Here is a 17,306-nt window from a genome sequence, read left to right on the forward strand (position 1 = left end):
GGGGCCGCCGATGACCGCAGCACCACCGTGCTCCGCTCCACGAGGAGGACCCATGTCTCGCCTGTCCGGAAAAGTCGCGATCGTCACGGGGGCCGCATCCGGAATCGGCGAGGCCATCGTGCGTCGATTCGCCGATGAGGGTGCTCACGTCGTCGCCACCGACATCGTCGACGGGTCGGCCGTGGCAGCCGAGGCCGGCGCGGAGTTCCTCCGGCACGACGTCGCGAACGGCGGCGACTGGAAGCGCGTCATGGACCACGTCGCCGAGCGGCACGGCCGCCTCGACGTGCTCGTCAACAACGCCGGCATCGTGTCCGGTCAGTCGATCGACGTGACCCAGCTCGAGAGCTGGAACCGGGTCTTCGCTGTCAACGTCACCGGCGTCATGCTCGGCACGCGATTCGCCATCGAGCAGATGCGGTCGAACCCCGACGGCGAGGGCGGATCGATCATCAACCTCGCGCCCGCGACGTCGTTCCTCGGGTTCGGCGACGATGCCGCCTACACCGCGAGCAAGCACGCTCTCGTCGGCCTGACCCGCTCGAGCGCGGCCCACGCCGCTCAGGAGGGCTGGGACATCCGCATCAACTCGCTGCACCCCGGCCCGACGGACACCGCGATGTTCCGTCGGCAGGTCGAGGCGCAGCCCGGCCTGCTCGACGCCTTCAAGACGATGAGCCCCCGCGGGCGCCTCGCGCGGCCCGAAGAGGTCGCCGGGCTCGCTCTGCACCTCGCGTCAGACGACTCGGCCTTCTCGACCGGCGGGCAGTTCGTCGTCGACGGCGGCCTGTCGAGCACGCACCCCTCGATGTAGCCCGCCGGCGGGACGGCCTCAGAACAGGGTCGCGGGAGGTGCGGGCGGGGTCGCCGGGGCCGCGATCGGGTCGGTCGTCGACACCGGGGCACCCGGCCAACCCGGGCCGCTCGGAACGGCCGTGCGGTTCTGGAACGCCGTCGCCGCACCGCGGGCGCGCACGTCCGCGGCCTCGTTCATCTCGTGGCCCATGTGACCCCGCACCCACTCGAACCGGACCCTCCGCCCGGCCAGGGCCTCGTCCAGCTCCTTCAGGATCTCGACGTTCAGCACCGGCTTGCCGTCGGCCTTGCGCCAGCCCTTGCGCTTCCAGCCCGGCATCCACTCGGTGCAGGCCTTGATCGTGTACTGGCTGTCGCAGAGGATGTGCAGATCGTCGTCGGTGCCGGCGGTCGCCCGCAGCAGCTCGAGCACGGCGGTCAGCTCGCCCTGGTTGTTCGTCGCGCGCGGCCAGCCGCCTGCGGCCCAGCGCTCGTCGTCCACGTACCAGGCCCAACCGGCCGGTCCGGGGTTGCCGAGGGCGGAACCGTCTGCTGCGGCGGTGATGGTCATGCGGGGTGCTCCTTGCGTCGACGGCGTGCTCGACCACGCTAACGGACCCGGCCCGCGCCTCCTGCGCCGCGCCTCCTCGGGGCCCGGCCCGCGCCTCCGGGGCACTGCGGCGGGTTCCCGTCATCGGCGGCGGGTCAGCGCTGACCCGCCATCGATGACGGGAACCCGCCGAACCCCGGCGCCCACGCGAGAACGCGGGGGAGGCGCGGGTCAGTCGACGTCGTCGGGGTGCGACCCGGTGCGCTGCCCCGACTCGAGGGCGGCGATCGCGTCGAGGTCGGCGTCGTCGAGCTCGAAGCCGAACACGTCGAGGTTCGAGCGGATGCGCGACGCGGTGGCCGACTTGGGGATCACCACGAGACCGTGCTGCAGGTGCCAGCGGATGACGACCTGCGCGACGCTCACGCCCAGCCGATCGGCGATGCCGAGCAGCACCTCGTCGTCGAGGATCCGCCCGCGGGCGAGCGGTGACCACGCCTCGGTGACGATGCCGTGCGCGTCGCCGAAGGCCCGTAGCTCGCGCTGGGGCAGCCACGGGTGCGCCTCGACCTGGTTGACGACCGGCACGACGTCGGTCTCGCCGAGCAGCCGCTCGAGGTGCGGCACCTGGAAGTTGCTGACGCCGATCGACCGCGCCCGCCCCTCGGAGCGGATGGTCTCGAGGGCCCGATAGGTCTCGACGTACCGGTCGCGGCTCGCCGCGGGCCAGTGGATGAGGTACAGATCGACGTGGTCGGTGTCGAGCAGGCGGAGGCTCTCGTCGAACGCGCGCAGGGTCTCGTCGTAGCCGTGCTCGGTGTTCCAGACCTTGGTCGTCAGATAGACGTCGTCGCGATCGAGGCCGGAGGCGCGCATCGCTCGCCCGACGCCCGCCTCGTTGCCGTAGAGGGTCGCGGTGTCGATGTGCCGGTAGCCCTCGTCGAGGGCGATGCGGACGACCCTCTCGGCCTCGTCGTCGGCGACCTTGTAGACGCCGAGTCCGAGCTGGGGGATGGTCGTGCCGTCGTTCAGTGCGACGCGGGGGATCTGGATGTCGGGCATGCATCGATCCTGCCAGCCCGAGGAGGCGCGGGTCAGCTGGGCTGGATCGCCACCGGCTCGGTGTCGGGCAGCGGGCTGGCGTCGCGACCGCGCAGATCGGGGAGCGACCTGTGGAACGCGATGCCGACGAGCATGCCGACCAGGGCGAAGACGGCGGCGACGATCAGGCCGCCCTGCCCGCCGATGCGGTCGATGTAGAAACCGGCGATGGCCGAGCCTAGCGCCGAGCCGATCAGCTGGCCGGTGCCGGCCCAGCCGTAGGCCTCGGCGGTGTCGCTGAACTTGACGCTCGACGAGACGATGGCGAACATGACGGCCAGGGCGGGCGCGATGCCCACGCCGGCGATCAGCAGGGTGACGCTGAGCGGCCACAGTCCGGTCATGAAGACGGCGAGGGTCATGCCGACGAAGACGATGCCGAGTCGACGGGCCAGGGCCCAGGGGCCGACCGGCACGTGCCCGAGCGCGAGCCCGCCGACCAGCGAGCCGGCGGCGAAGATCGCCAGTGCGATGCCCGAGTCGGCGCTGCCTTCGCCGAAGAGGGCGACGACACCGGCCTCGACGGCGGCGCAGGCCCCGATGAGCAGGAACCCGGCGACGGTGGCGAGCAGCACGGTGGGGCGGGCCAGCACCTTGCCGAAGGCCCGCTTGCTGCGGGGGATGCGGACCCGGCCGACCTCGGGCGAGGCGATGAACCAGATGCCCCCGCCGACGAGGAACGCGGCGGCGAGCCAGATGGCCTCTTGCGTGCCGACCTGGGTGCCGACGAAGGTCGTGATGACCGGACCCGCCACCCAGATGATCTCCTGCGCCGAGGCGTCGAGCGAGAAGAGCGGGGTGAGCTGATTCGAGGTGACCATCTTGGGGTAGATGGTGCGGACGGCCGGCTGCACCGGCGGCACGCTGAGGCCGGTCACGAACCCGAGCGCCATGAACGCCGGCACGGAGAAGTCGACCAGGGTGAAGGTGATCATCGACGCGAAGCAGACGATCAGCGTGAGGGTCAGCACGGGGCGCATGGCCCAGCGGCCCATCCAGCGACTCGTGAGCGGGCCCGAGATGGCCTGGCCGATGCTCGTCGCGGCCAGGACGAGGCCGGCGGCGGCATACGAGTGGTGCACGTGCTCGACGTGCAGCAGGAACGCGAGCGACAGCATGCCGAACGGGAAGCGCGCGGTCAGCTGGGCCGCGATGATGCGCGAGACGCCGGGCGTCTTCAGCAGGGTCGAATAGGTGCTCACGAGGGGACAAGTCTACGAGCGGACGGGGTCGTCGCGACACGCCGTCGGCCCGAAGTGGGGACAGTCCGTTTCGAATGTCGGAGGTGGGGAGAAGGATGTGGAGAACTCACCGGAAACGGGGACAACACCCGCAGAACTGTTGGCAACTTGTGGGAGACCCTGTGGAAAGTCAGCCGTATGAGAGTTACACCCGTGTAACACCGCATCTAGTTGCGCGTGCCAGTGTCGGCCACTAGATGTAGTATCGAAGAGTCGCCACGGGCACTACGCACCGTGGCCCGCGAACCACCAGACCCGGCCTCGAAAGCCGGCCAGAACACAGGGGATCCCATGGCCATCACCGTCTACACCAAGCCGTCCTGCGTCCAGTGCACGGCCACGTACCGCGCCCTCGACAACAAGGGCATCGAGTACGACATCCTCGACGTCACGGCCGACGACGCCGCGCTCGAGACCGTCAAGGCCCTCGGCTACCTGCAGGCCCCCGTGGTCATCGCCGACGACGACCACTGGAGCGGATTCCGCCCCGACAAGATCGCCGGCCTCGCCGCCCGCATCTCCTGACCCACCCGGGTGCGCCGGGTCGACGTCGTCATGACGGAGCCCGCGCCCACCCACCGACCACGCAGGAGGGCCTCGGCCATGACGAACCTCGTCTACTTCTCCAGCGTCTCGGGCAACACCCGGCGGTTCGTCGAGAAGCTGGGTGCGCCGGCGGAGCGGATCCCGCTCTTCCCGTCCGAGCCGGCACTCCACGCCACCGACCCCTACGTCCTCGTGCTGCCCACCTACGGTGGCGGCGAAGGGCGGGGCGCCGTCCCGAAGCAGGTCATCCGGTTCCTCAACGACGAGGGCAACCGGCGCCTCATCCGAGGCGTGATCGCGGCGGGCAACACCAACTTCGGAGAGGGCTACTGCCTTGCCGGCGACATCGTCGCCGCCAAGTGCGAGGTTCCCCTTCTCTACCGTTTCGAGGTCTTCGGAACACCAGACGACGTCAACGCCGTACACACAGGATTGGAAGAATTTTGGATTCAGCAGTCGATGATCTCGAACTGATCGCCGCGCCCGGGCAGGGCCTGGCGGGCACCACCGGGATGGACTACCACGCCCTCAACGCGATGCTCAACCTCTACGGTCCGTCGGGCGAGATCCAGTTCGACAAAGACCGCGAGGCGGCGAAGCAGTACTTCCTGCAGCACGTCAACCAGAACACGGTCTTCTTCCACAACCTGCGCGAGCGTCTCGACTACCTGGTCGAGAACGAGTACTACGAGGCCGCGACCATCGAGCAGTACGACTTCTCGTTCGTCGAGAAGCTCAACGACCTCGCGTACTCGAAGAAGTTCCGGTTCCAGACGTTCCTCGGCGCGTTCAAGTACTACACGTCGTACACGCTGAAGACGTTCGACGGGAAGCGCTACCTCGAGCGCTTCGAAGACCGCGTGGTCATGACCGCCCTCGGTCTCGCCCAGGGCGACGAGAAGCTCGCCGTCGACCTCGTCGAGGAGATCATCGCGGGTCGATTCCAGCCCGCGACGCCGACGTTCCTCAACACGGCCAAGGCCCAGCGCGGCGAGCTCGTCAGCTGCTTCCTGCTGCGCATCGAAGACAACATGGAGTCGATCTCGCGCGGCATCAACTCGTCGCTGCAGCTGTCGAAGCGCGGTGGCGGTGTCGCCCTCTCGCTCTCGAACATCCGCGAGGCCGGCGCGCCGATCAAGCAGATCGAGAACCAGTCGTCGGGCATCATCCCCGTCATGAAGCTGCTCGAAGACAGCTTCAGCTACGCCAACCAGCTCGGCGCCCGTCAGGGTGCCGGTGCGGTCTACCTGAGCGCCCACCACCCCGACATCATGCGGTTCCTCGACACGAAGCGCGAGAACGCCGACGAGAAGATCCGCATCAAGACGCTGTCGCTCGGCGTCGTCGTGCCCGACATCACGTTCGAGCTCGCGAAGAACAACGAAGACATGTACCTCTTCTCGCCGTACGACGTCGAGAAGGTCTACGGGGTCCCCTTCGGCGACGTCGCGATCAGCGAGAAGTACCGCGAGATGGTCGCCGACTCGCGCATCAAGAAGACGAAGATCAAGGCGCGCGACTTCTTCCAGACGATCGCCGAGATCCAGTTCGAGTCGGGCTACCCGTACATCGTGTTCGAAGACACGGTCAACAAGGCGAACCCGATCAAGGGCCGCATCAACATGTCGAACCTGTGTTCGGAGATCCTGCAGGTCAACACGCCCACGACGTTCAACGAGGACCTGAGCTACAACGAGATCGGAAAAGACATCTCGTGCAACCTCGGCTCGATGAACATCGCGCTGTCGATGGACGCCCCCGACCTCGGCAAGACCGTCGAGACGGCCATCCGCGGTCTCAGCGCGGTCAGCGACATGAGCCACATCGCCTCGGTCCGCTCGATCGAGGTCGGTAACGACCAGTCGCACGCCATCGGCCTCGGTCAGATGAACCTGCACGGCTACCTCGCCCGTGAGCACGTGCACTACGGCAGCGAAGAAGCGATCGACTTCACGAACATCTACTTCTACACGGTGCTGTTCCACGCCCTGCGGGCCTCGAACACCATCGCGATCGAACGCGGTGTCACCTTCGGCGGCTTCGCCGACAGCACCTACGCGTCGGGCGAGTTCTTCGACAAGTACACCGAGCAGGTCTGGGCCCCCTCGACCGCTCGCGGTGCGTCGCTGTTCGCCGACGCCCAGGTCGCCATCCCCACGCAAGACGACTGGCGTGAGCTGAAGGCCAGCGTCATGGCGCACGGTCTGTACAACCAGAACCTGCAGGCGGTGCCCCCGACCGGCTCGATCTCGTACATCAACCACTCGACGTCGTCGATCCACCCGATCGCGTCGAAGATCGAGATCCGCAAGGAGGGCAAGCTCGGTCGCGTGTACTACCCGGCGCCGTTCATGACGAACGAGAACCTCGAGTACTACACCGACGCGTACGAGATCGGCCCCGAGAAGATCATCGACACGTACGCCGCGGCCACGCAGCACGTCGACCAGGGTCTCTCGCTCACGCTGTTCTTCAAGGACACCGCGTCGACGCGCGACATCAACAAGGCGCAGATCTACGCATGGCGCAAGGGCATCAAGACGATCTACTACATCCGCCTCCGTCAGCTCGCGCTCGAGGGCACCGAGGTCGACGGCTGCGTCAGCTGCATGCTCTAGTGCCGGTCGCCGCGTCGCCCCACGGCGGCGCACAGCCTCCGGTCGACGGCGCGGGTCGGGAACGAAACCCGACCCGCGCCTCCTGAACTCCCGATCCTGTCTTCGAAAGGCATGTCATGACCATCACCGACCCGGTCCACGCGACCGGCAAGTCGATCCCTCTGATCAAGTCCGTCAGCGCGATCAACTGGAACCGCATCCACGACGAGAAAGACGTCGACGTCTGGAACCGCCTGGTCAACAACTTCTGGCTGCCCGAGAAGATCCCGCTGTCGAACGACGTCCAGTCGTGGAACACCCTCACGCCCGAAGAGCAGCAGCTCACCATGCGCGTGTTCACGGGTCTGACCCTGCTCGACACCATCCAGGGCACCGTCGGCGCGATCAGCCTCATCCCCGACGCGATCACCCCGCACGAAGAGGCCGTCTACACGAACATCGCGTTCATGGAGTCGGTGCACGCCAAGAGCTACTCGTCGATCTTCTCGACCCTCGCGTCGACGCCCGAGATCGACGACGCCTTCCGCTGGTCGGTCGAGAACCCGAACCTGCAGAAGAAGGCTCAGATCGTCCTCGACTACTACACGGGCGACGACCCGCTGAAGCGCAAGGTCGCCTCGACGCTGCTCGAGTCGTTCCTGTTCTACAGCGGCTTCTACCTGCCGATGTACTGGTCGTCGCGGGCGAAGCTCACCAACACGGCCGACCTGATCCGCCTCATCATCCGTGACGAGGCCGTGCACGGGTACTACATCGGCTACAAGTTCCAGAAGGGGCTCGAAGGCGCCTCCGAAGAGCGCAAGCAGGAGATCAAGGACTACACGTTCAACCTGCTCTTCGAGCTCTACGAGAACGAGATCCAGTACACGCAAGACCTCTACGACTCGGTCGGCCTGACCGAGGACGTCAAGAAGTTCCTGCACTACAACGCCAACAAGGCGCTGATGAACCTCGGCTACGAGGCCATGTTCCCGAAAGAGACGACCGACGTGAACCCGGCGATCCTGTCGGCGCTGTCGCCGAACGCCGACGAGAACCACGACTTCTTCTCGGGGTCGGGCTCGTCGTACGTGATCGGCAAGGCCGTCACCACCGAAGACGAGGACTGGGACTTCTAACCCCCGCAGGAGGCGCGGCTCGCTCCGAGCCCCGCCCCGCTCGTACGGCGGGCGATCACGGATCTTCCGTGGTCGCCCGCCGTCGTCGTCTCGGTGCCGGGAGACGTCCCCGATAGGGTCTGAGCATGACCACGGGGGAACGAGCACCGATCGATCTGCGCCTCATCATGATCTGCGCCGGCCTCGGGGTGGCAGCGGTCGCCTTCGGGCTGCTGCCCTGGCTGCTGACCGGGGCGCGCCTCCCTCTGCAGAACCTCTGGACGACTCCCGTCGTCGCCCCCGACGGCGTGACGGCCGCACCCGATGCCATGCCCGTGTCGTTGCTGCCCTTCAGTCAGTACGCCCTCACGCTCCAGGCGGCGCTGCTCGTGACCGGGTCCGCCGTGGCCGGTCTCGTGGTCCGCGCGACCGGGGTCCGTCATCGACGGGGCACCGTGATCGCGCTCCTCGTCGGCACGGTCGGCGCGCAGCTCGTCGCGCTCATCCAGAGCACGACGACCGTCAGAGCGGGGCTGCCCGACAGCCTTGCGTCCGTCGTCTACCTCGCCGCGGTCATAGCCGCCGCCGCCATCGGGATCGCCATCGGAGTCGTCGTGCTGCTCCTCATCGCGCGGGCCCCGCGCGGGGCGGCGATCGTCGGTCTCAGCGTCGGCGCCGTGGCCGTCGTCGAATGGGGTCACGCCCTCGTCTACCCGCCGTTCTCGCTCATCACCGAAGCCGTGCCCGCCGCGGAGGCGGTCCTCCGCTGGTCGCCCGCCGTGCTCGTGGCGGCCGCCGTCGTCTGGGCGGGGGCGTCCACGCGCGGCCGGGCGGTCGGAGCTGCGGTCTCACTGCTCGCGCTCTGGATCGGACCGGCGGCGATCACCGCGGTCTCGAGCGCCGCGGGCACCCGCGTGTACGCGAGCTACCCGTTCGAGATGGTCGACATGGCCGGGCAGGTGTTCACCTCGGCGCTCGTCTCGACGGCGGGTTGGAGTCCGGTCGTGCTCGCCGCCGTGCTGGCGGCTGCCGGCCTGGTCGCGCGTCGCCCGGTGCTGGCGTGGTTGCGCGGCCGCACCGGCCGCACCGGCCGCACCGGCCGCACCTCCGCCCCGTCCGCTACGCCATGAACCGCGTTCGCGAAGATGAACCGCGGTGCGGCCGCACCGCAGCACCGTCTGCGACGCCGTGAACCGCGTTCGCGAAGATGAACCGCGATATACGGCGGTTCATCTTCGCGAACGCGGTTCTTCGGCGAGGTGCGTAGCGGCGGGCAGCGCGGCGTCAGGTGACGAAGAGCACGGCGCGGCCTCAGGTGACGAAGAGCACGGCGCGGCGTCAGGTGACGAAGAGCGCGGCGCGGCGTCAGGCGTCAGGCGTCAGGCGCCGGCGAGCAGCGCGGTGCGGATCGCCGCGACGCCGAGCCGCACCTCGGCGAACGTCGTCGAGAGCGGGGAGAGTCCGATGCGCAGCCCGTCCGGGTTGCGGAAGTCGGGCACGACTCCCTCCTCCCAGAGCGCAGCCACGACGGCACGGAACGCCGGGTGCCGCACCGTCACGTGACTGCCCCGCGACTCGGCTGAGCGCGGCGTCGCGACCTCGACCCCGAGCGGCACCAGCCACGCGTCGACCAGCTCGAACGCGTAGTCCGTCAGCGCGAGCGACTTGGCGCGGATCGCGTCGATGCCCGCCTCCTCGACCAGCTCGAGCATGTCGCCCAGCGGCAGCATGCCGACGATCGGCGGGGTGCCGCTGATGAACCGCCGGATGCCCGACGCCGGCGTGTAGCCGTCGGCCATCGCGAACACGTCGGCCGCTCCCATCCACCCCTGGATCGGCTGCTCGAGCGACGGCAGCAGATCGCTCCGCGCGTAGAGGAACGCCGGCGCTCCGGGCCCGCCGTTCAGGTACTTGTACGTGCAGCCGACGGCCACGTCGACGCCCCATTCGTCGAGCCGCATCGGCACCACGCCGACTGAATGGCACAGGTCGAACAGCACCAGCGCGCCCGCGTCGTGCACGAGTCGTGTGATGGCGGGCATGTCGACCAGGTAGCCCGAACGGTACGAGACGTGGTTGACGAGCACGACCGCGGTGTCGGGCCCGACCACGTCGGCCAGCAAGTCGACCGTGACGCCGAGAGCCGGGTCGACGTGCACCCACCGCACGGTGGCCCCCCGCTCGCGGGCGATGCCCTCGACGACGAAGCGGTCGGTCGGGAACTGGTCGTCGTCGATCACGATCTCGTGCCGGTCGGGCCTCGCCGCCAGCATCGCCCGGATCGCCTTGTAGAGCAGCACCGTCGTCGAGTCGCCCACCACCGTCTGCCCGGCGGCGGCTCCGAGCGCCGCCGCCCCGATGCGGTCGCCGAGCTCGGTGGGTCGTGCCATCCACTGCTCGTCCCACGAGCGGATCAGTCGGCTGCCCCAGTCGTGCCGCACGAACGACGCGATCCTCTCGGGCGTGACCCGCAGCGGCCGCCCGAGCGAGTTGCCGTCGAGGTACGAGACGACGTCGCCGGCCGGCGCGAACCGGTCGATGAACCGCGCGAGCGGGTCGGCGGCGTCGAGCTGCTCGGAGGGCAGCTCGGGCGTCGGGGGAGCGGCGGCGGCAGCGTCAGCGTCGGCGTCAGAGGCGGCGGCGACGACAGAGTCGCCGGTGCCGGAGTCATCGGCGGAGTCGGCAGGGCCGGGGGTCGAGGAGGCGCGGGTCACGAGGTCTTCTCCAGCAGGGTGTCGGGGGTGATCACGGTGGCGGTGGCCAGCCAGTCGGCGGCGGCGCCGGGGTCGTCGGGTCGGGGCGGCGGCGTCGGGATCCAGGTGGCTCGCGAGGTGCCGCGACCGCTCTCGCCCGCTCCGCCGAGCTGAGCGCCCGCCGTCAGCGCGTGCAGCAGCAGACCGAGGTCGAGCCCGGCCCGCTGCAGGGCCCGCAGCTCGCGCGCGTTGACCCCGACGGGCAGATCGCCGTTGCCGAGGTCGGTGCCGTAGAGCACGTGACCGCCGGCGGCCCGGAACCTCGCGAGGTTCGCGACGGCGATGTCGTGCGCCGCGCCTCCTCGGCCGTGTCCGTGGATGTCGAGGGTGCTGATCCAGCTGGTGCGCGCGGCGAGGCGTTCGACGAGCTCGTCGTCGAGACGCTCGCTGAAGGGGGTGTGCGCGAAGCGGGCCACTCCGGCCGCGAGAGCGCGAATGGCCTGCCCGACCCCCTGCACGTGCGCGACCGGCACGAGCAGATGCTCGTTGGCGGCGTCGACGATCGCCCGCAGCGTGACGTCGTCGAACACCGGCCCGACGTCGGAGTTGAGGCTGATCTTGACGAACGCCGCCCCGAGGTCGCGCATCCGCTCGACCTCGCGTCTCGCGCTCGCGGCGTCGGTCACGACCACGGCCGCGGTGTCGGGCGCCCACCCGGCGCGGCTCGGGTAGCCGGCGGGCGGGCAGAGCAGGCCGCCGGCGACGCGCACCTCGGGCCAGCGGGGGTCGAGGCGCCCGTGCTCGGGCCAGAGCGACGCGGTGTCCGGATCCCAGCCGAGGTCGTCGACCCGGGCGATGCCGCCGGAGGCGAGGGCGAGCGGATCGATCAGCCCGAGGTGCACGTGCGAGTCGGTGAACGGCGCGAGCAGCGTGCCGGGCAGATGCGGCAGGCCGTCGTGCACGGCGCGGGGCGGACCGAGCAGGTCGATGTCGCCCGAGACGCGCACCACCGAGCGACCCGACCACGCACCCGACCAGGCGTGATCGACCGTGACGAACCGCGCCTCCTGGGTCATGGGTCGACTTTATGCTGCCGCCCGGCGAAGCGGGCGTGTCCGACCGAAGCGGTCGTGGCCGGCGGCCCGCCTCGGCCGGAATCGCCCGTTCCGCCCGCTCCGTCCGCTAGTCGGGTGCGGGGAGCCGAGGAGGCGCGGTGTCGGCACCGCAGACCGGCCCCGCTCCGCTCCTCAGCGATCGGCGACGCGCATCACCCGTCCGTCGCGGAGGTGCACGACCCGGTCGGCCCGACCCGCCGACGACTCGTGGTGGGTCGCGTGCACGACGGTGGCCCCGCGGGCGACCTCGGCGGCGACCACCTCGGCGACGATGCCCTGTGCGTCGGCGTCGAGCCCCGCCTCCGGCTCGTCGAGCAGCACGAGGTCGGCCTGCTGCGCGAGCGCCTGCGCCAGCAGGGTGCGCTGCCGCTGCCCGCCCGAGAGCTCGCCGAAGGGGCGCGCGGCGAGCGGGCCGAGGCCGAGCCGCTCGAGGGCTCCGTCGACGAGCGCGCGGTCGGTGCGGGTCGGGCGGCGCCAGGCCCCGAGCGAGCGCCATCGGCCCATGCCGACGACGTCGCGCACCGTGACCGGCAGCCGGTCGGGCGCCGCGCTGCGCTGCACCACCCAGGCGATCGACGACACACCCGGCAGGTCCACCGAGCCGCTCGTCGGGAGGTGCGTGCCCGCCAGCACGGCCAGCAGGGTCGACTTGCCCGAGCCGTTGTGCCCCACGAGCGCGGTGACGGCGGCGCGCGGCAGCTCGAGGTCGACCGCGTGCAGTGCGACGCGCCGATCGTCGTGAGCGGCGGTCAGCCCGCGGACGGCCAGGGGCGACGGCGGAGGGGCGGAGGGCGGCGTGCTCATGATCCCCAGCCTATCCATAGTGATAATCGTTTTCATGTAAAGTCGTCGATCGTGACCTGGTTGACCGATCCCCTCAGCGCCTCCTTCGTGCTCCGAGCCCTGCTCGGCGGCGTGCTCGTCGCCGCCATCTGCGGCGTCGTCGGCACGTGGGTTGTGCTGCGCGGCATGGCGTTCCTCGGCGAGGCGATGGCCCACGGCATGCTGCCGGGCGTCGCGCTCGCCGCGCTGCTCGGCCTGCCCGTCGTCGTCGGCGCGGCCGTCAGCGCCCTCGTGATGAGCGTCGGCGTGGGCGTCGTCGAGCGGCGGGCGAAGATCGGGGCCGACACCGCGATCGGGCTGCTCTTCGTGGGCATGCTCTCGCTCGGCGTCGTCATCGTGTCGCGCTCGCGGACCTTCGCCACCGACGTCACCTCCATCCTCTTCGGCGACGTGCTCGCCATCTCGACGAGCGACCTGCTGCTGATGACCGGCGCCCTGGTGCTCGTCGTGCTGGTGGCCGCCGTGCTGCACCGCCCCTTCGTGGCCCTCGCGTTCGACGAGCGCCTCGCCTCGACCCTCGGTCTCCGACCCCGCCTCGCCCGGGTGGCGCTGGTCGGGCTCGTGACGATCGCCGTCGTGGCGTCGTACGGGGCCGTCGGGTCGCTGCTCGTCGTCGCCCTGCTGCTCGCCCCGGCCGTCGCCGCCGGGCACTGGGTGCGCCGGGTGCCCTCGACCATGCTGCTCGCGACCGCGTTCGGATCGCTCGCGGCCCTCGTCGGGCTGCTCGTCTCCTGGCACGCCGGGACGGCAGCCGGGGCCTCGATCGCCGGCGTGGCCGTCGCACTCGTGCCGCTCTCGGCCGTCGTCCGCCGCCTCGTCTCCGCCGTCGCGGTCCGCCCGGGAGCGACCCCTCCTCCCGGCGAGGCACCCTCCGCCCCCGTCGGCACGCCTACCTCAGCCCCCGTCGGCACGCCGACCCGTCCGAAAGGCCTCCGTGCACCCGAACGACCCCTCGTCTGACCCGACCCGGCGCCCCCTTCGCCGAACCCGTCCGCTCGCGCTCGTCGCCGCGACCGCCGCGACGCTCGTCGTCCTCACGGCGTGCAGCGCCCCCGGCTCGTCGTCCGGCTCCGACACCGACTCCGACGACGCCGCGCCGACCGACGCCTCGACCCCGCACGGCTACGTCGAGGGAGCGAGCGAGGGCAGCGAACCGCAGCTCCGACTCGCCACGATCGACCCCGAGGGCCGTGTCGACCTGCTCGACCTGCTCACCGGCGACGACGAGACCGTGGCCGAGCTGGAGCCGGCCGACGGTCTCTCGACCGACGGGCGGTTCGTGTTCGCGACCCGCGCCTCCGGAACCGTCGACGTCGTGGACACCGGGGTGTGGACCGTCGACCACGGCGACCACTCGCACTACTACCGCGCCGAGGCCCGGCAGGTCGGCTCGATCGAGGCGACGGCAGGGGCAGCCGAGGAGGCGCGGGTCGTGCCGGGCGCGGACCTCACCACCGTGCGGTTCCCGGCCTCGGGCGAGCAGATCGTGCTCGACACCGAGGCGCTGGGCGCCGGCGAGATCGACGAGGTGGCCCGCTTCGACGGGGCCGGCACCGGTGCCCTCGGCGGCGAGGGCGTGCTCGTGCCGTTCGGTGACTCGCTGCTGTCGAGCACCGTGGCCGACCTCGGGCCGGACGTCATCGCGGTGCTCGACCGCGAGGGGCGACTCGTCGAGGGGGCCGAGGCCGAGTGCGTCGACCCCCGCGGCAGCATCGAGACCCGCGTGGGCGTCGTGATCGGCTGCGCCGACGGGGCCCTGCTCGCCACGACGGACGAGGCCGCAGCCGATGCCGGCGACGGCGAGGGGGCTGCCGACGAGAGTGCTGCCGGCGAGGGCGCGACCGGGTCCGACGCCGCGGACGCCGCGGCCTCCGCTCCGGTCGTATTCGAGCGCATCCCGTACCCCGAGGCCGTCGCGGCCGACGAGCGCGCCGTCGCCTTCGACGGACGTCGCGGCCGACCGACCGTCGCGGCGGTCGCGGGCGACCGGGGCGCCTGGCTGCTCGACACCCGCGAGCGCAGCTGGTCGCTCGTCGAGACCCCCGCGCCGCTCGTGCGGGTGTCGGCCGTCGACGACTCCGACGGCCACGTCGTCGGGCTCGACGCCTCGGGGCGCGTCGTCGTGCTCACGGGCGACGACGGGGTCGTCGCGACCACGGACCCCCTGCTGCCCTCCACCGTCGCAGACGACACCGCCCTGGCCGGCGTCTCGCTCTCGGTCGACGCCAGCCGCGCCTACCTGAACGGCCCGCTCGAGGGCGCCGTCTTCGAGATCGACTACGCCGACGGCGGCCGGGTGTCGCGCACCTTCGACCACGTCGACGCGCCGTCCTTCGCCGCGGAGACCGGCCGATGAGGGCGGCTCGGACGACCGCGCGCGCCACCGCCGCGACCGCCACCGCCAGGAGGGTCGCCCGCACGACCGCCGCAGCCACCGCGACGATGCTCGCGATCGGCCTGCTCGCCGGCTGCGCGACGCCGGCCGCCGATCGCCCGCTCGTGGTGGTGACCACCAACATCCTCGGCGACGTCGTGGGCGAGCTCGTCGGCGACCAGGTCGAGGTGATGACGTTGATGCGTCCGAACGCCGACCCGCACTCGTTCGAGATCTCGGCGCAGGAGGCCGCCCGCATCCGCACGGCCGACCTCGTCGTCAGCAACGGGCTGGGGCTCGAGGAGGGTCTGCAGCAGCACGTCGACGCGGCTGCCGCCGACGGCGTGCCGACCGTCGAGGCCGGCGACCTGATCGATCCGCTGGTGTACGCCGACGGCGACGCCGAGGGGCTCGACGACCCGCACTTCTGGACGGATCCGACCCGCATGGTCGACGTCGTCGCGGGGGTGACCGAGGCCCTCGAGGCCGAGCTCGGCGACGACGTCGACGTCACCGCTCTCGAGGCCGCGGCCGACCGCTACACGGCCGAGCTCGAGAGCCTCGACGCCGAGATGACCACCGCGTTCGCGGGCATCCCCGAGGGGCAGCGCGCCCTCGTGACGAATCACCACGTCTTCGGCTACCTCGCCGAGCGCTACGACTTCGACGTGATCGGAGCGGTCGTGCCGAGCGGGACGACCCTCGCCGCGCCGAGCGCCTCCGACCTCGACGACCTCGTGACGGCGATCGACCGCACCGGTGTGCGCGCGATCTTCGCCGACTCGTCGCAGCCCGATCGCCTCGCCCGGGTGCTGGCCGACGAGGCGGGGGTCGACGTCGCCGTCGTCGACCTCTTCACCGAGTCGCTCAGCGAACCCGGCGAGGGCGCCGAGACCTACCTCCAGATGATGCGCACGAACACGGAGCGCATCGCCACCGGCCTGTCGCCGTGACGCCTGGCGTCCGGGCGACCGGCCCCCACCGAAAGGAACACATGAACCACCTCCTCGACCGCAGGGGACCGCGCCGCGTGCGCCGCGCCTCCTTCGCCCTCGCCGCCGTCGCCTCGTCGGCGCTGCTGCTCACCGCCTGCTCGACCGGCTCCGGCCCGGCGGCGGACGACCCGTCGACGACCGCGGGCGCCGAGGTCGACTCGGCCCAGCCGCGCATCGCCCTCACCTACGACGGCGGCCTCTACGTGCTCGACGGCGCGACCCTCGAGACCGAGGCCGACATCGACCTCGCGGGCTTCAACCGGCTGAACCCGGCCGGCGACGGTCGCCACGTGCTGGTCTCGACCGCGGGCGGTTGGCAGGTGCTCGACACCGGCGCCTGGACCACCGCCGACGGCGCGCACCGCGTCGCCGACCCCGAGCTGACCGACCTCGTCTTCGAGGGCGACACCCCCGGGCACGTCGTGCGGCACGAGGGCCGGACGATCCTCTTCGCCGACGGCACGGGCGACACCACGGTCTTCGACTCGGCCGATCTGCTCGACACGAGCGGCGGTCTGCCCGAGACCGAGACGATCTCCTCGCCGGAGGCTCACCACGGCGTCTCGATCGAGCTCGCCGACGGCACCCTGCTGACCACGATCGGCACCCCCGACGAGCGCACCGGCGTGCGGGCGCTCGACGCCGACCGCACCGAGATCGCCCGCAGCGAGGACTGCCCGTCCGTCCACGGCGAGGGCACCGCGGCCGACGAGCGCGTCGTCTTCGGCTGCACCGACGGCGTGCTGGTCTACGACGACGGGGCGTTCACCAAGATCGACGCCCCCGACGCCTACGGCCGCACCGGCAACGCGTACGTCACCGACACGTCGCCCATCGCGGTCGGCGACTACAACGACGACCCCGACGCCGAGGGCTACGAGCTGCACCGGCTCGTGCTGACCGACACCGAGGCGAAGACCGCGACGGTCGTCGACCTGCCCGACGGCGTCGCGTACACCTGGCGCGACGTCGCCCGCGGCCCCGACGACGAGATCGTCGTGCTCGGCACCGACGGCGCACTGCACGTGCTCGACGAGACCACGGGGGCCGAGACCGCCTCGTACCCGGTGATCGACCCGTGGGAGGGCCCGGCCGAGTGGCAGGACGCCCACCCGGCCCTCATCGTGCAGGGCGGCACCGCCTACGTGACCGACACGGCCGCGTCGTCGATCCACGCGGTCGACGTCGCCACCGGTGAGGTGCTCGCCACGACCGAGCTGCCCGAGGTCCCGAACGAGATCGCGGTGGTCACCGGCTGATCACCAACGGCATCGCGACGCGAGCGAGGCACCGCAGGCAGCGGTGTCCCGCTCGCGTCGTCGTGCCCGCCGACCGGTG

At 71.0% G+C, this 17,306-nt stretch carries 16 protein-coding genes; 10 read left to right on the forward strand and 6 right to left on the reverse strand.

The features are described 5' to 3' along the window. Nucleotides 1-52: 52 nt before the first annotated feature. Entirely contained in the window at nucleotides 53-814 is a 762-nt protein-coding gene (locus SOM13_RS00080) for an SDR family NAD(P)-dependent oxidoreductase (RefSeq protein WP_192059454.1), read from the forward strand. An 18-nt stretch (nucleotides 815-832) separates the two neighbouring features. Here SOM13_RS00080 and SOM13_RS00085 read toward each other — a convergent pair whose 3' ends face one another. The 3 genes from SOM13_RS00085 to SOM13_RS00095 form a co-directional block, all read right to left on the reverse strand. Then, nucleotides 833-1,366: a ribonuclease H gene (locus SOM13_RS00085; RefSeq protein ID WP_320478561.1), complete on the reverse strand. Its 534-nt coding sequence runs from the start codon at nucleotides 1,364-1,366 to the stop codon at nucleotides 833-835. 210 nt (nucleotides 1,367-1,576) lie between these two features. Then, a complete protein-coding gene (locus SOM13_RS00090; protein WP_320478562.1) occupies nucleotides 1,577-2,407 on the reverse strand; it encodes an aldo/keto reductase in 831 nt (276 codons plus the stop codon). Between the two features lie 32 nt (nucleotides 2,408-2,439). Then, a complete protein-coding gene (locus tag SOM13_RS00095; RefSeq protein WP_192059460.1) occupies nucleotides 2,440-3,648 on the reverse strand; it encodes an MFS transporter in 1,209 nt (402 codons plus the stop codon). A 330-nt stretch (nucleotides 3,649-3,978) separates the two neighbouring features. Between SOM13_RS00095 and nrdH the strand changes: the two genes are divergently transcribed. The 5 genes from nrdH (at nucleotide 3,979) to SOM13_RS00120 (ending at nucleotide 9,078) form a co-directional block, all read left to right on the forward strand. Continuing rightward, nucleotides 3,979-4,212, forward strand: coding sequence for a glutaredoxin-like protein NrdH (nrdH, locus tag SOM13_RS00100; protein WP_055794227.1), 234 nt, complete (start codon nucleotides 3,979-3,981; stop codon nucleotides 4,210-4,212). A gap of 78 nt (nucleotides 4,213-4,290) precedes the next feature. Beyond that, nucleotides 4,291-4,707, forward strand: coding sequence for a class Ib ribonucleoside-diphosphate reductase assembly flavoprotein NrdI (gene nrdI, locus SOM13_RS00105; protein WP_243214827.1), 417 nt, complete (start codon nucleotides 4,291-4,293; stop codon nucleotides 4,705-4,707). 38 nt (nucleotides 4,708-4,745) lie between these two features. Beyond that, nucleotides 4,746-6,851 carry a class 1b ribonucleoside-diphosphate reductase subunit alpha gene (gene nrdE, locus SOM13_RS00110; protein WP_192060169.1) on the forward strand — a complete coding sequence of 702 codons (2,106 nt, stop codon included), beginning with the start codon at nucleotides 4,746-4,748 and terminating at the stop codon, nucleotides 6,849-6,851. Between the two features lie 116 nt (nucleotides 6,852-6,967). Further along, a complete protein-coding gene (gene nrdF, locus SOM13_RS00115; protein WP_055794231.1) occupies nucleotides 6,968-7,969 on the forward strand; it encodes a class 1b ribonucleoside-diphosphate reductase subunit beta in 1,002 nt (333 codons plus the stop codon). Between the two features lie 125 nt (nucleotides 7,970-8,094). Continuing rightward, nucleotides 8,095-9,078, forward strand: a complete 984-nt coding sequence (locus SOM13_RS00120) for a hypothetical protein (protein ID WP_320478563.1) — start codon at nucleotides 8,095-8,097, stop codon at nucleotides 9,076-9,078. Between the two features lie 249 nt (nucleotides 9,079-9,327). On the opposite strand, the gene kynU is transcribed toward SOM13_RS00120, so the two are convergent. The 3 genes from kynU to aztA form a co-directional block, all read right to left on the reverse strand. Then, on the reverse strand, nucleotides 9,328-10,533 hold the full coding sequence (kynU, locus tag SOM13_RS00125) for a kynureninase (protein WP_320478784.1): 1,206 nt from the start codon (nucleotides 10,531-10,533) through the stop codon (nucleotides 9,328-9,330). A gap of 125 nt (nucleotides 10,534-10,658) precedes the next feature. Next, complete coding sequence (locus tag SOM13_RS00130) at nucleotides 10,659-11,717, reverse strand: amidohydrolase (protein WP_320478564.1); 1,059 nt, start codon at nucleotides 11,715-11,717, stop codon at nucleotides 10,659-10,661. A 171-nt stretch (nucleotides 11,718-11,888) separates the two neighbouring features. Continuing rightward, a complete protein-coding gene (gene aztA / locus SOM13_RS00135) occupies nucleotides 11,889-12,560 on the reverse strand; it encodes a zinc ABC transporter ATP-binding protein AztA (protein WP_320477084.1) in 672 nt (223 codons plus the stop codon). A 51-nt stretch (nucleotides 12,561-12,611) separates the two neighbouring features. Here aztA and aztB point away from each other — a divergent pair, with 51 nt between their 5' ends. From aztB to aztD, 4 genes are read left to right on the forward strand one after another with little or no spacing between them, the layout of a single operon-like run. After that, nucleotides 12,612-13,559: a zinc ABC transporter permease AztB gene (aztB, locus tag SOM13_RS00140; protein ID WP_320477083.1), complete on the forward strand. Its 948-nt coding sequence runs from the start codon at nucleotides 12,612-12,614 to the stop codon at nucleotides 13,557-13,559. Further along, nucleotides 13,534-14,955 (forward strand): ABC transporter, encoded by a 1,422-nt coding sequence (locus SOM13_RS00145; protein WP_320478565.1) that lies wholly within the window; start codon nucleotides 13,534-13,536, stop codon nucleotides 14,953-14,955. The genes aztB and SOM13_RS00145 overlap by 26 nt, the downstream gene beginning before the upstream one ends. Continuing rightward, nucleotides 14,952-15,926 carry a zinc ABC transporter substrate-binding protein AztC gene (gene aztC / locus SOM13_RS00150; protein ID WP_414655500.1) on the forward strand — a complete coding sequence of 325 codons (975 nt, stop codon included), beginning with the start codon at nucleotides 14,952-14,954 and terminating at the stop codon, nucleotides 15,924-15,926. The genes SOM13_RS00145 and aztC overlap by 4 nt, the downstream gene beginning before the upstream one ends. Before the next feature lie 41 nt (nucleotides 15,927-15,967). Further along, the gene (aztD, locus tag SOM13_RS00155) at nucleotides 15,968-17,227 is read left to right on the forward strand and encodes a zinc metallochaperone AztD (RefSeq protein WP_320478566.1); all 1,260 of its coding nucleotides are present in this window, start codon (nucleotides 15,968-15,970) and stop codon (nucleotides 17,225-17,227) included. Nucleotides 17,228-17,306: the final 79 nt, after the last annotated feature.

The sequence above is a fragment of the Frigoribacterium sp. CFBP9030 genome (genome assembly GCF_034045195.1).
In the GTDB taxonomy this organism is placed as follows: Bacteria; Actinomycetota; Actinomycetes; order Actinomycetales; family Microbacteriaceae; genus Frigoribacterium.